The sequence below is a fragment of the Streptomyces sp. NPDC025638 genome, assembly GCF_055558775.1.
The window spans coordinates 278,539-291,230 of sequence record NZ_JBVHLX010000001.1; the positions used below are offsets into that span (position 1 = coordinate 278,539).

Below are 12,692 nucleotides of genomic sequence, written 5' to 3' on the forward strand. Positions count from 1 at the left end.
GGTGATCACTGCTCCTTGTGGGACAGGGCGCGTACGGTGCGGGACGGGCTGGGTCGGCCCAGGTGGGCGGCCATCCACACGCTGGTGGCGACGAGACGGCCGAGGTCGACCCCGGTGTCGATGCCGAGGCCCTGCAGCATCCAGACGAGGTCTTCGGTGGCGAGATTGCCGGTCGCGGACTTGGCGTAGGGGCAGCCGCCGAGTCCTCCTGCGGAGGCGTCGACGGTCGTGACCCCGTGTTCCAGTGCCGCGTAGGTGTTGGCCAGTGCCTGGCCGTAGGTGTCGTGGAAGTGCACGCCGATCACATTGGTCGGCACGCCCTCCTCGTTGAGCACGGAGAGGAGTTCGAGGACATGACCCGGGGTCGCGACCCCGATCGTGTCGCCCAGGCTCAGCTCGTCGCAGCCCATGTCCATCAGTGCCTTGCACACGCGCACGACCTGGTGGATGGGGACCGCGCCCTCCCAGGGGTCGCCGAAGCACATCGAGACATAGCCGCGCACATGGGCGCCCGTCTCCTTCGCGCGGGCCACCACCGGCGCGAAGACGCCGAGCGACTCGTCCACCGTCCGGTTGAGGTTGGCCTTGGCGAAGGACTCGGTCGCGCTGGCGAAGACGGCCACGCGGTCCGCGCCCAGGGCCAGCGCGCGGTCGAGCCCGCGCCCGTTGGGCACGAGCACCGGCAGGTGCACGCCCCTCAGCTCCCTGACGAGCGGGAACAGCTCCTCCGCGTCCGCCAGTTGGGGCACCCACTTGGGGTGCACGAAGCTCGTCGCCTCGATGGTCGTCAGGCCCGCGTCGGCCAGCCGGCGGATGAACTCCGCCTTGATCTCCGTCGGTACGGCCAGCTTCTCGTTCTGCAGGCCGTCGCGTGCGCCCACCTCGTGGATCCGCACCCGCTGGGGCAGGTCCGAGGCCGGTACGACCATGGGGAGTTGCTCGGCTGTCATGACTCCGCCGCTCCTTCTTCCTCGTGCGGCGTGATGACCGCCAGCACCTGGTCCATCGCGACCGTCGTGCCGGGCTTCACATCCAGCTCGGCGACCGTGCCGGCGTGCGGGGCGGAGACGACGTGCTCCATCTTCATCGCCTCGACCACCAACAGGCTCTGTCCGGCGGTCACTTCGTCACCGACGGCCACCTTCACGACCGTGACCGTGCCCGGCATGGGCGCGGTGAGCGAGTCGGCGCCCGTGTGCCCGGCCCGGGTGAGAGACGCCGCCACCGGGTCGTGGTCGCGCACGTGCCAGGCCTCGCCGTCGCGGCCGATCCAGTCGGCCACGCGGTGGAAGGTGTGGCGGACCCCGTCGAGGGTGACGGCCACCGAGTCCGCCGTGACGGTGTGGGTGCCGCGCGGGACGTACTCCACGGGGTCGCTCACCCGCAGATGGAAGCCCACGGGCCGCGGCGTGCCGCCGAGCCGCCAGCCGTTCGGCACCGAGAACGGGTCGGTCCAGCCGTCGCCCCGGGGACGCAGGCCGTCGAGGCGCACGGCCGCCGCGGCCTCGTACACCTCGTCAGGTACGTCCGTGGCGACGAGCTCGTCCACCACCCGCTCCACCAGACCCGTGTCCAGCTCGCCCGCGACGACCGCCGGATGGGCGAGGAGCCGCCGCAGGAACGCCGCGTTGGTCTGCACGCCCAGCGTGACCGTCTCGGCCAGCGCCGCCCGCAGCCTGCGCAGCGCGGTCTCCCGGTCCGGGCCGTACGCGATCACCTTGGACAGCATCGGGTCGTACAGGCTGCCCACCTCGGTGCCCTCGCTGAGCCCGGAGTCGGTGCGCAGGCCGTCGCCCTGGGGCTCGCGCAGCCGCAGCACCGTGCCACCGGACGGCAGGAACCCGCGCGCGGGGTCCTCGGCGCAGATCCGGGCCTCGACCGCGTGGCCGGTCAGCCGGACGTCCTCCTGCGCGAACGGCAGCCGCTCGCCCGCCGCCACCCGCAGCTGCCACTCCACCAGGTCCAGCCCGGTGATCAGCTCGGTGACCGGGTGCTCCACCTGGAGACGGGTGTTCATCTCCATGAAGTAGTACGACGACGGGTCGCCGCCCGGCACGATGAACTCCACCGTGCCCGCGCCCCGGTATCCGCACGACCGGGCCGCCTGCACCGCGGCCTCGCCCATCCCGGCCCGGGTCTCCTCGTCGAGGAGCACGCTCGGCGCCTCCTCGATGATCTTCTGGTGCCGACGCTGGAGCGAGCACTCGCGCTCGCCGAGGTGCACCACATTGCCGTGGCCGTCGGCCAGGACCTGGATCTCGATGTGCCGGGGGCGGTCCACCCAACGCTCCACCAGGAGCGTGTCGTCACCGAAGGAGGCGCGCGCCCCGCGGCGGGCCGCGGCGATCTCCTCCTCCAGCACCGACAGTTCGCGCACCAGGCGCATGCCCTTGCCGCCACCGCCCGCCGACGGCTTGAGCAGCACGGGCACACCGATCTCCCGGGCCGCGTCGGCCAGCTGAGCATCGCTCAGCCCGCTCCCGCTGGAGCCGGGCACGACCGGCACCCCGGCAGCCCGCACCGTCTCCTTGGCGCGGATCTTGTCGCCCATGAGGGAGATCGCGTCCGCGGGCGGGCCGATGAAGACCAGTCCCGCCTCGGCGCACGCGCGCGCGAACTCGGCGTTCTCCGCCAGGAAGCCGTACCCCGGGTGGACCGCCTGGGCGCCGGTGCGGGCGGCGGCCGCCAGCAGCCGTTCCACCGACAGATAGCTCTCGGCGGCCGGCGCCGGACCGATCCGTACCGCCGTGTCGGCCTCCCGTACGTGCCGCGCGTCGGCGTCGGCGTCGGAGAAGACGGCCACCGAGCGCACGCCCAGCGAGCGGAGCGTACGGATGACGCGTACGGCGATCTCGCCCCGGTTGGCCACGAGCACTGTGTCGAACACGGTTCCCCTCCTCACATCCGGAAGACGCCGAACTGGGGCTCACCCAGGGGCGCATTGGCACAGGCCGTCAGGGCGAGGCCCAGCACCTGACGGGTCTCCAGCGGGTCGATCACGCCGTCGTCCCAGAGCCGGGCCGTGGCGTAGTAGGCGTTGCCCTGCCGCTCGTACTGTGCGCGGATGGGGGCCTTGAAGGCCTCCTCGTCCTGTGCGGGCCACTGCTCGCCGCGCGCCTCCAGCTGGTCCCGCTTGACGGTCGCGAGGACGGAGGCGGCCTGCTCGCCGCCCATGACGGAGATCTTGGCGTTGGGCCACATCCACAGGAAGCGGGGGGAGTAGGCCCGGCCGCACATCGAGTAGTTCCCCGCGCCGTACGAACCGCCGACCACCACCGTCAGCTTCGGCACGCGCGTGCAGGCGACCGCCGTCACCATCTTGGCGCCGTGCTTGGCGATGCCGCCGGCCTCGTAGTCCCTGCCGACCATGAAGCCGGAGATGTTCTGCAGGAACACCAGCGGGATGCCGCGCTGGTCGCACAGCTCGATGAAGTGGGCGCCCTTCTGGGCCGACTCGGAGAACAGGATGCCGTTGTTGGCGACGATCCCGACCGGGTGGCCGTGGATCCGGGCGAAGCCGGTGATCAGGGTCTGCCCGAACTCGGACTTGAACTCCGCGAAACGGGAGCCGTCGACCACGCGCGCGATGATCTCGCGTACGTCGTAGGGGGTGCGGGAGTCGACCGGCACCGCCCCGTACAGCCCGTACGGGTCGACCTTGGGCTCGGCCGCCGCGGTGACCTCCCAGGGGAGCGCCCCGCGCGCGGGCAGCGTGGCGACGATGGTGCGCACGATCCGCAGCGCGTGGGCGTCGTCCTCGGCGAGGTGGTCGGTGACACCGGAGATCCTGGAGTGGACCTCGCCGCCGCCCAGCTCCTCGGCGGTCACCACCTCACCGGTGGCGGCCTTCACCAGGGGCGGTCCGCCCAGGAAGATCGTCCCCTGGTTGCGGACGATCACGGCCTCGTCGCTCATCGCCGGGACGTACGCGCCACCGGCGGTGCAGGATCCGAGGACGGCGGCGATCTGGGGGATGCCCGCGCCGGACAGCCGGGCCTGGTTGTAGAAGATCCGCCCGAAGTGCTCGCGGTCCGGGAACACCTCGTCCTGCATGGGCAGGAAGGCGCCGCCGGAGTCGACGAGGTAGACGCAGGGGAGGCGGTTCTCCAGGGCCACCTCCTGCGCGCGCAGGTGCTTCTTCACCGTCATCGGGTAGTACGTGCCGCCCTTGACGGTCGCGTCGTTGGCGACGATCACGCACTCGCGCCCGCTGACCCGCCCGATTCCGGCGATGACGCCCGCGGCCGGCGCCTGGCCGTCGTACATCCCCTCGGCCGCGAGCGGCGCGAGCTCCAGGAACGGCGAGCCCGGGTCCAGCAGCGTGTCCACGCGGTCGCGCGGCAGCAGCTTGCCGCGCGCGGTGTGCCGGGCGCGCGCCTTCTCGCCGCCGCCGAGCGCCGCCGCGGCCAGCTTGCCGCGCAGCTCCCCGACGAGTGCGAGGTGGGCTTCCTCGTTGGCTCGCCAGGCCTCCGACGCGGGATCTGCCGCGCTCGTCAGCTCCGGTGCCTCTTGCATCCTGCGGTCCCCTCACCCAGCGATCGACTGTTAATGAGCGTTAACCATTTCCTCCAGGTTAACGACCGCTAACCTCCCTGTCTAGAATTGCCTGCATGGTCACCAGAACCGACGCCCCCACCCGCCGTGAGCAGATCCTCAAGGAGGCCGCTCGGCTCTTCGCCGAGCGCGGCTTCCACGGCGTCGGAGTCGACGAGATAGGGGCCGCGGTCGGTATCAGCGGCCCCGGTCTCTACCGGCACTTCGCGGGCAAGGACGCGATGCTCGCGGAGCTTCTGGTCGGGATCAGCGGTCAGCTGCTGACCGGGGCGAAGCGGCGCCTGGCGGAGGCCGACGGCGCGGCCGGTCCCTCGGCGGTCCTCGACTCCCTCATCGAGGGCCACATCGACTTCGCCCTCGACGACCGCCCCCTGATCACCCTGCACGACCGCGAGCTGGACCGCCTCCGGGACAGCGACCGCAAGCTGGTGCGCCAGTTGCAGCGGCAGTACGTCGAGCTGTGGGTGGAGGTCGTGCGGGAGGTGTATCCGGGCCTGGCGGAACCTTCGGCCCGGTCGGCGGTGCACTCGGTCTTCGGCCTCCTGAACTCCACACCCCACCTCGGCCGCCCCGGCTCCCTCCCCGGCCGCGGCGCCACCGCGGAACTGCTGCACCGGATGGCCCGGGGGGCGCTCGCGGCGGCGGAGGTCACCGACTGAGCCGGGGCGGGTCGGTGCCGGTCTGTCTCCCGAAGGGGCTTGGAGCGTCGAGATCGGGCCGTCGGGTCCGATACTGGCCATGACGTGGCCGTCGAAGCGGCACGAGGGCACAACCCACCGCATCCGCGAGTAACTCAACAAGCAATTGCCTGTCACGCATCCGGACTACATCTGCGCCACCGGCCCCGAGATCGAACACCCCGCGATCGGCCGCATGTGCCTCCCCGACGCGGTCGTGATCCCCGAGGCGGTCCTCGACGAGGAGGGCGTCGCCGTCGATGCGACGCAGGTGCTGGCGGTCGTCGAGATCGTCTCGCCCTCCAACCCGACGTTGTGCCCGCAAGGACGCGTACATCTTCGGCGACTCGGTGCCGTTCGGTCCCTGGATCGTGGACACCTCCGCGTTCCGCCGCTACGGCAAGGCCGGGGGCTGACCCGAACGGGTGGGGAAGGTCACCCTGGACGTATGAACGTACTCGCCGGTATCTTGGGGTCTGAGCAAGCGCTTAGACAGCCGAAGTACGTGGAGGTGGCGGAGTGCGCCGTACGCTGTTCAACGAGGATCACGAGGCGTTCCGGGAGACCATCCGCGCCTTCATCGAGGCCGAGGTCGTGCCCGTCTACGACGAGTGGCTCGCCGCCGGCCAGGCGCCCCGCGACTTCTACTACAAGCTCGCCGAGCTCGGCGTCTTCGGCATCCGTGTCGACGAGGAGTTCGGCGGCGCCGGCATCGACTCGTACAAGTTCGAGGCCGTCCTGTACGAGGAGACCGCCCGCGCGGGCATCACCTTCGGCGGCTCCGGCGTGCACGTGCTGCTCGGCCTGCCGTACATCAAGCTGCTCGCCTCCGACGAGCAGAAGAAGCGCTTCCTGCCGAAGTTCGTCTCCGGCGAGGAGATGTGGGCCATCGCGATGACCGAGCCGGGCACCGGCTCCGACCTCGCGGGCATGCGGACCACCGCCAAGCTCTCCGAGGACGGCACGCACTACGTCCTGAACGGCGCCAAGACCTTCATCACCGGCGGTGTGCACGCCGACCGCATGATCGTCTGCGCCCGCACTGCCGCGCCCACCGCCGAGGACCGCCGCCACGGCATCTCCCTCTTCGTGGTGGACACCAAGGCCGAGGGCTACTCCATCGGCCGCAAGCTCGACAAGCTGGGCCTGAAGACCTCCGACACCGCCGAGCTGGCGTTCGTCGACGTCAAGGTCCCGGTCGAGGACCTCCTCGGCGAGGAGAACCGCGGCTTCTACTACCTCGGCCACAACCTCGCCTCCGAGCGCTGGGGCATCGCCTACGGCGCCTACGCGCAGGCCAAGGCCGCCGTCCGGTTCGCCAAGGACTACGTCCAGCAGCGCACCGTCTTCGGCCAGACCGTCGCGTCCTTCCAGAACACCAAGTTCGAGCTGGCCGCCTGCCAGGCCGAGGTGGACGCGGCCGAGGCCGTCGCCGACCGCGCGACGGAGGCCCTCGACGCCGGTGAGCTGACTCCGGCCGAGGCCGCCTCCGCCAAGCTCTTCTGCACCGAGGTCGCCCACCGCGTGATCGACCGCTGCCTCCAGCTGCACGGCGGCTACGGCTTCATGAACGAGTACCCGATCGCCCGCCTGTACGCGGACAACCGCGTCAACCGCATCTACGGCGGCACCAGCGAGATCATGAAGTCGATCATCGCCAAGGACATGGGCCTGTAAGGCCCACGACATCACTGGCCGGTACAACCTTCTCCCATGAGCCAAGCACTCCAGGAGCTCCTCGATCTGCTCGACCTGGAGCAGATCGAGGAGAACATCTTCCGCGGCCAGTCCCGGTCCGCCGTCGTCCCGCGGGTCTTCGGCGGACAGGTCGCGGCCCAGGCGCTGGTCGCCGCCGGACGCACGGTCCCGGCCGACCGGCTCGCCCACTCGCTGCACGCGTACTTCCTGCGCATCGGCGACCCGGGCGCGCCCATCGTCTACAACGTCGAGCGCATCCGTGACGGCCGCTCCTTCACCACCCGCCGGGTGGTCGCCATCCAGCACGGCAGGCCGATCTTCGTCCTGTCCGCGTCCTTCCAGGCGTACGAGGACGGCCTCGACCACCAGACCCCCATGCCGCCCGCACCCGCCCCGGAGACGCTGCCCACCTCCCAGGAGCGGCTGCGCGGCTACGCGCACCTCGACCGCACGATCGTCGAGAAGTTCCTGGAGGCGCGTGAGGCGGTCGACCTGCGCTATGTCGACGAGCCGCCGTACGGGAAGTTCGGCGAGCCGCGCGAGCCGCACTCCCAGGTGTGGTTCCGCACCAACGGCAAGCTCGACGACGACCCTCTGCTGCACGTCGTTCTCGCCACGTACGTCTCCGACATGACGCTGCTCGACTCGGTGCTGCTCGCGCACGGTCGCGGCGGCTGGGCCGTGGGTGACGTCGTGGGCGCCTCGCTGGACCACGCGATGTGGTTCCACCGTCCGTTCCGCGCCGACGAGTGGCTGCTGTACGACCAGGAGTCACCGTCCGCGCACGGCGGCCGCGGGCTCGGGCAGGCCCGTATCTACACCCAGGACGGACAGCTCGCGATCTCGGTCATCCAGGAAGGCGTGGTCCGGGTCCCACGTTAAAAGTCCGTAAGAGGGTGCTTTGTCCGGTACTTCCGAACTGGCCTATACGCGAATGCCGTACTAGGCTCTTTGGTTGAAAGCCGCATAACACGCACGACCGGCCGACCCGGTCCCGATACCGCGGGACCAGGGCCGCGGGCCCAGGAGGCGCAACCGTGCGCGGCCCGGAGGCGTCGGCGGTCGGCCACGTGTCTCTCCTGAATACGCGGTGACACCTGAGACCGCGCCGCACTTCCCCTTTTTGCGGCGGCGGCCATCAACCTCGCGCTCCCCTGCGGGAGTTGCGAGAGGCGATGGAACGAAAGGTATTTCCCATGCGACCACAACGCGCGAAGCGTCTCCTTGCGGTGTCCGCAGCCGGTCTGCTGATGGCCGGTGGAGCCGCGCTCGGCGCGGCGGGCACGGCATCGGCGTCCGCCCCGTCCCACGAGCACAGCAACTACAGCACCGACTGCGGCAACTGCGACCACGGCTTCCGCGGTGACCATGGTGACCACGGTGATCGTGGCGACCACGGCGGTGACCACGGTGATCGTGGCGACCACGGCGGTGACCATGGCGACCACGGCGGTGACAACGGCGATCGTGGCGACCACGGCGGTGACCACGGCGATCACGGCGGTAACGGCGGTGACCACGGCGGTAACGGCGGTGACCACGGCGGTAACGGCGGTGACCACGGCGGTAACGGCGGTGACCACGGCGGCGGCAACGGAGGTGGACACGGCGGCCGCTGAGGATTCGGTTCCGCACGCACACAGAGCACGACGTGCGACTCCGTGGAGGGAGCCGCACGTCGCGGTGTGTCAGGAGAGCGGGCCGTGAGCCCTCGTCGAACGCCTTACGCCAGGCCCGCTTCCGTCAGCAGATACGCCGTCAGGGGGTCGTAGTGGCGCGGGCTGACCACATGGTCGTCGAGTGGCACCGCCACCTGCAGGGTGCCCTCCGACTCGGCGAGGAACAGGGCCGGGTCGTTGCAGTCCGCGTAACCGACGGAGTCGAGGCCGGCCTGACCGGCGTACCCGGCCCAGCCGTGGTCCGCGACGACCAGGTCGGGCAGCGGGCGCCCCTCGCGCTCAAGTCCCGTGAGAATGGCCCGCATCGGCTCGCCGGAGTGGGTGTGCCACAGCGTGGCGCCGTGTTCGAGCACCGCCACGTCCGCGAACTGCATGACGTAACCCTCCTCCGTCTGCAGCCCGTCGGGGATGACCACGATCTCGCAGCCGGCGGTGCGCAGCGCGGCGGCGGTGGCGCGGTGCACGTCCAGCAGACCGCCCGGGTGGCCGGTGGCGAACAGCACCCGCTGCTGCCCGTCGGCCGCCTTGCGCAGCCGTCCCGCCAGTCGTTGCAGGGCGTCGACGGTGAGTTCGGGGTCGATCGTGTCCCGTCCGTAGCGGTACTCGGGGTCGTCGTTCACCCCGACCCGCTCCGCCATCACCGCGAGCACGTCCTGCTCGTCCCGCCAGCGGTCCCCGAGTTCCAGCCCGAGCCAGAAGTTGCGTTCGCCGTTCGCCAGCCTGCGGTAGTGGTTCAGGTTGTTCTCGCGGGGGGTGGCGACGTCGCCCGCGATACGGGTCCTCACAAGGTGGTCGACGAGCTCGGCGCGGCTGGGTGTCCCGGGTATCGGCATGCACCCATTGTGGGGCAGCGCGCTGTGCGATTTCCCTGCGTATCGTGCGCTGGGACGTGGGTCACTCACAGGTGTTTCAGCGCGAACCAGAGCTCCATGCGCACATCGGGATCGTCGAGGTCCGCGTCAAGAAGCGCGGCACAGCGGGCGATCCGCTGCCGCACGGTGTTGCGGTGCACCGCCAGCGCCACCGCCGTGCGGTCCCAACTGCCGTGCAGGGAAAGCCAGGCGCGCAGGGTGTCGGTGAGCGCCGGCTTGGCCGCGATCGGGGCGAGCACGGCACGGGCGTGCGCCTCGGCCTCCGCGCCGGGAACCAGGTCGTCGAGTCCGGGGCGGTCGCCGTGCCGGACCAGCGTGGTGCGGGTGGCACGGGCGCGGGCCAGGGCGCGGGCCGCCTGGGTGTCGGCCGACGGCCACTCGTGCGGGGCGACGGCGGCGCTGACGCCGAGGGTCCAGCCGGGCTGCGGGGCCGGTTCGCGGTCGGCCGGCACGAGGACCCGTACGACGTCACGGGCGAGGTCGACCAGCGGCGAGCCCAGGGCGGCGCCCAGCGCCGAGGCGGCCACCGCGTCCGGCACCTGCGCATCCGGCCGCGCGTGCACCACGACCCACCGCTCGCCCCCCACCAGCGGGGCCACGTCCTCGGGCGGGGCCCCCAGCAGCAGCCGTACGAGCGCCGAGGAACGTGCCGCGCCGGCCCCGCTCTGATGCTCCCCGGTCAGCAGGGAGAGCAGGACGGCGGCCACGGAGGCGATGGTGTGGTCGCCGGGTTCGCGACGGGCGGTGGCCACCCCGAGGACGAAGCCCTGCCCGGTGCCGAGCGCGTAGGTGGCGAGGTGGGTGTCCGCGGCGGTGCCGGCGGCGGAGCTGGGTGCCTGTGCCCGGGTGGGCCGTACCACCCCCGCCAGTTCCTCCAGCGCCTCGCGCACGTCGTCCTCGGGCGCCCGGCCCGCCGCTGCGATCCGGGTGCCGTCCGGCGCGTACAGCGCCGCCCAGCCGCCGAGCCGCTGGGCCAGCTGGCGCAGGACCGAGGGGACCGGGTCGGGGCGGGAGGCGGCCGCTGCCAGGCTCTGCTGGGCCTCGGTCGTGCGGCGCAGCTCGGCCAGCCGGGCCTGGGCCATGAGCTGCCAGACCGCGCGGGCGATCCCCGAGAACGTGGTCTGCGGCGGGACCTCCAGAAGAGGCAGCTCATAGGCGTCGCAGGCCGCCACCAGGGCGCGCGGCACCGTGTCGTGGACCGGGGCGAGGCCGAAGCCGAGGGCGGTGCCGCCCGCCGCCACGATCCGGGAGACATAGCCGTCGAAGTAGGACCCCGAGCCCGCCGCCTCCGGGACGTGCACGCCCGCCGTCAGCAGCAGCTCACCGCCCAGCAGATACGGGTACGGGTCGGCCATCTCCGAGGTGTGCGCCCAGTGGATCACGATGCCCTCGGCCGGGGGCCCGGCGATCTGCCGCAGCGCGAGGTCCTCGCGGGCCAGCAGGGCCGTCAGTGGGACCGGTGGGGTGGGTGGGACCGCTGGTGCGTGCGTTTCCGACATGGTGTGCGTTCCCTCCATCCCGTTCCGCTCGAATGGATGAAACGTACACTTCGCAGTCTCTTTCCGGCCACCTAGTGTCGAGCCCAGACCGGCAGCCGCGGGTACGGGCGGATGTCCCCGCGATCCGCTGCCGACGTCCCTGTTCCCAGGAACCCCCCACGTAACTGCACGACACGCCACCGGAATGTGCGCGAAGGAGGGCCCTTCATGGCCGTCGACTACACAGTGATCGTCGTCTATCTCGCCGGCATGCTGGCCATGGGCTGGTGGGGCATGCGCCGCGCCAGGTCCAAGAGCGATTTCCTGGTGGCAGGGCGCCGCCTCGGGCCCGCCATGTACTCCGGCACCATGGCGGCGATCGTCCTCGGCGGCGCGTCCACCATCGGCGGTGTGGGCCTCGGCTACAAGTACGGCCTCTCCGGCGCCTGGATGGTCTTCACCATCGGCCTCGGTCTGCTGGCCCTCTCCGTCTTCTTCTCCGCCCGCATAGCCCGCCTCAAGGTCTACACCGTCTCCGAGATGCTGGACCTGCGCTACGGCGGCCGGGCCGGCGTCATCTCCGGCGTGGTCATGTGGGCGTACACCCTGATGCTCGCGGTGACCTCGACCATCGCGTACGCCACGATCTTCGACGTGTTGTTCGACATGAACCGCACCGTCGCGATCATCCTCGGCGGGTCGATCGTCGTCGCCTACTCCACGCTCGGCGGCATGTGGTCGATCACCCTCACCGACATGGTGCAGTTCGTGGTCAAGACGATCGGCGTGCTCCTGCTCCTGTTGCCCATCGCGGTCGTCAAGGCCGGCGGCTTCTCCGAGATGAAGGCCAAGCTGCCCACCGAGTACTTCGACCCGCTGGGCATCGGCGGCGAGACGATCTTCACGTACGTGCTGATCTACACGTTCGGCATGCTCATCGGCCAGGACATCTGGCAGCGCGTCTTCACCGCCCGCGGCGACCGGACGGCCAAGTGGGGCGGCACGGTCGCGGGCACCTACTGTCTGGTCTACGCCCTGGCCGGCGCCGTCATCGGCACGGCCGCCCGGGTCCTGTACCCCAAGCTCGGCAACGCCGACGACGCCTTCGCGACGATCGTCAAGGACGAACTGCCCGTCGGCGTCCGCGGACTGGTACTGGCCGCCGCCCTCGCCGCCGTGATGTCCACGTCCTCCGGCGCCCTGATCGCCTGCGCCACCGTCGCCAACAACGACATCTGGTCCCGGCTGCGCGGTGCCGTGCGCCGTACCCGGGACGAGCACGACGAGGTCAAGGGCAACCGCGCCTTCATCCTGCTCATGGGTCTCGCCGTGATCGGCACCGCCATCGCCCTCGACAACGTCGTCGAGGCGCTGACCGTCGCCTACAACCTGCTCGTCGGCGGGCTGCTCGTCCCGATCCTCGGCGGCCTGATGTGGAGGCGCGGCACCGTCCAGGGCGCCCTCGCCTCCGTGATCGTCGGCGGTCTCGCGGTGGTCGGCCTGATGGCCGGATACGGCATCCTCGCCAATGAGCCCGTCTACTACGGCCTGCTGTCCTCCCTCGTCGCCTACGTCGCCGGCTCCCTGGTGACGAAGCCCACCGACGCGGCCGTCCTCGCCACCTGGCGCGAGCGGCTGGCCGGGCGGTCCCCTGAACTCGTGTCCGAACCGGTCCCGGCTCACCAGTAGAGTCGTATGACAAGAAGTACATGCGCGACCAAGCGCAAGAAAGAA

Annotated in this window: 10 protein-coding genes; 5 read left to right on the forward strand and 5 right to left on the reverse strand. The window is 71.1% G+C overall.

Going from position 1 to position 12,692, the window contains the following annotated elements; genetic code table 11:
- Window positions 1-5: 5 nt before the first annotated feature.
- Genes ACZ4EG_RS01310 through ACZ4EG_RS01320 form a run of 3 tightly spaced genes read right to left on the reverse strand, consistent with a single transcriptional unit; the run spans window position 6 to window position 4,515 of the window.
- A complete protein-coding gene (locus tag ACZ4EG_RS01310) occupies window positions 6-950 on the reverse strand; it encodes a hydroxymethylglutaryl-CoA lyase (RefSeq protein ID WP_453552614.1) in 945 nt (314 codons plus the stop codon).
- Window positions 947-2,887: an acetyl/propionyl/methylcrotonyl-CoA carboxylase subunit alpha gene (locus tag ACZ4EG_RS01315; RefSeq protein ID WP_467789113.1), complete on the reverse strand. Its 1,941-nt coding sequence runs from the start codon at window positions 2,885-2,887 to the stop codon at window positions 947-949. The genes ACZ4EG_RS01310 and ACZ4EG_RS01315 overlap by 4 nt, the downstream gene beginning before the upstream one ends.
- An 11-nt stretch (window positions 2,888-2,898) precedes the next feature.
- Entirely contained in the window at window positions 2,899-4,515 is a 1,617-nt protein-coding gene (locus tag ACZ4EG_RS01320) for a carboxyl transferase domain-containing protein (RefSeq protein ID WP_467789114.1), read from the reverse strand.
- A 95-nt stretch (window positions 4,516-4,610) separates the two neighbouring features.
- Here ACZ4EG_RS01320 and ACZ4EG_RS01325 point away from each other — a divergent pair, with 95 nt between their 5' ends.
- The 4 genes from ACZ4EG_RS01325 to ACZ4EG_RS01340 all read left to right on the forward strand — a co-directional run bounded on the left by ACZ4EG_RS01325 (window position 4,611) and on the right by ACZ4EG_RS01340 (window position 8,548).
- Window positions 4,611-5,213: an SACE_7040 family transcriptional regulator gene (locus tag ACZ4EG_RS01325; RefSeq protein WP_453552608.1), complete on the forward strand. Its 603-nt coding sequence runs from the start codon at window positions 4,611-4,613 to the stop codon at window positions 5,211-5,213.
- 537 nt (window positions 5,214-5,750) lie between these two features.
- Window positions 5,751-6,908 (forward strand): acyl-CoA dehydrogenase family protein, encoded by a 1,158-nt coding sequence (locus ACZ4EG_RS01330; RefSeq protein WP_453552606.1) that lies wholly within the window; start codon window positions 5,751-5,753, stop codon window positions 6,906-6,908.
- Window positions 6,909-6,944: 36 nt separating this feature from the next.
- A complete protein-coding gene (tesB, locus tag ACZ4EG_RS01335; RefSeq protein WP_467789115.1) occupies window positions 6,945-7,811 on the forward strand; it encodes an acyl-CoA thioesterase II in 867 nt (288 codons plus the stop codon).
- A gap of 314 nt (window positions 7,812-8,125) precedes the next feature.
- A complete protein-coding gene (locus ACZ4EG_RS01340; protein ID WP_467789116.1) occupies window positions 8,126-8,548 on the forward strand; it encodes a hypothetical protein in 423 nt (140 codons plus the stop codon).
- Between the two features lie 104 nt (window positions 8,549-8,652).
- On the opposite strand, the gene ACZ4EG_RS01345 is transcribed toward ACZ4EG_RS01340, so the two are convergent.
- Both ACZ4EG_RS01345 and ACZ4EG_RS01350 read right to left on the reverse strand, forming a co-directional pair.
- A complete protein-coding gene (locus ACZ4EG_RS01345) occupies window positions 8,653-9,441 on the reverse strand; it encodes a phosphatase (protein WP_453552600.1) in 789 nt (262 codons plus the stop codon).
- A 65-nt stretch (window positions 9,442-9,506) separates the two neighbouring features.
- On the reverse strand, window positions 9,507-10,997 hold the full coding sequence (locus tag ACZ4EG_RS01350; protein ID WP_467789117.1) for a PucR family transcriptional regulator: 1,491 nt from the start codon (window positions 10,995-10,997) through the stop codon (window positions 9,507-9,509).
- Between the two features lie 189 nt (window positions 10,998-11,186).
- On the opposite strand from ACZ4EG_RS01350, the gene ACZ4EG_RS01355 reads away from it, so the two are divergent.
- Window positions 11,187-12,647 carry a sodium:solute symporter family protein gene (locus tag ACZ4EG_RS01355; RefSeq protein WP_467789118.1) on the forward strand — a complete coding sequence of 487 codons (1,461 nt, stop codon included), beginning with the start codon at window positions 11,187-11,189 and terminating at the stop codon, window positions 12,645-12,647.
- Window positions 12,648-12,692: the final 45 nt, after the last annotated feature.

Coding starts and splice junctions, on each gene's coding strand:
- ACZ4EG_RS01325 (WP_453552608.1), top strand. CDS start 4,611: ATGGTCACCAGAACCGACGCCCCCACCCGCCGTGAGCAGATCCTCAAG.
- ACZ4EG_RS01340 (WP_467789116.1), top strand. CDS start 8,126: ATGCGACCACAACGCGCGAAGCGTCTCCTTGCGGTGTCCGCAGCCGGT.
- ACZ4EG_RS01355 (WP_467789118.1), top strand. CDS start 11,187: ATGGCCGTCGACTACACAGTGATCGTCGTCTATCTCGCCGGCATGCTG.
- ACZ4EG_RS01345 (WP_453552600.1), bottom strand. CDS start 9,441: ATGCCGATACCCGGGACACCCAGCCGCGCCGAGCTCGTCGACCACCTT.
- ACZ4EG_RS01310 (WP_453552614.1), bottom strand. CDS start 950: ATGACAGCCGAGCAACTCCCCATGGTCGTACCGGCCTCGGACCTGCCC.
- tesB (WP_467789115.1), top strand. CDS start 6,945: ATGAGCCAAGCACTCCAGGAGCTCCTCGATCTGCTCGACCTGGAGCAG.
- ACZ4EG_RS01320 (WP_467789114.1), bottom strand. CDS start 4,515: ATGCAAGAGGCACCGGAGCTGACGAGCGCGGCAGATCCCGCGTCGGAG.
- ACZ4EG_RS01350 (WP_467789117.1), bottom strand. CDS start 10,997: ATGGAGGGAACGCACACCATGTCGGAAACGCACGCACCAGCGGTCCCA.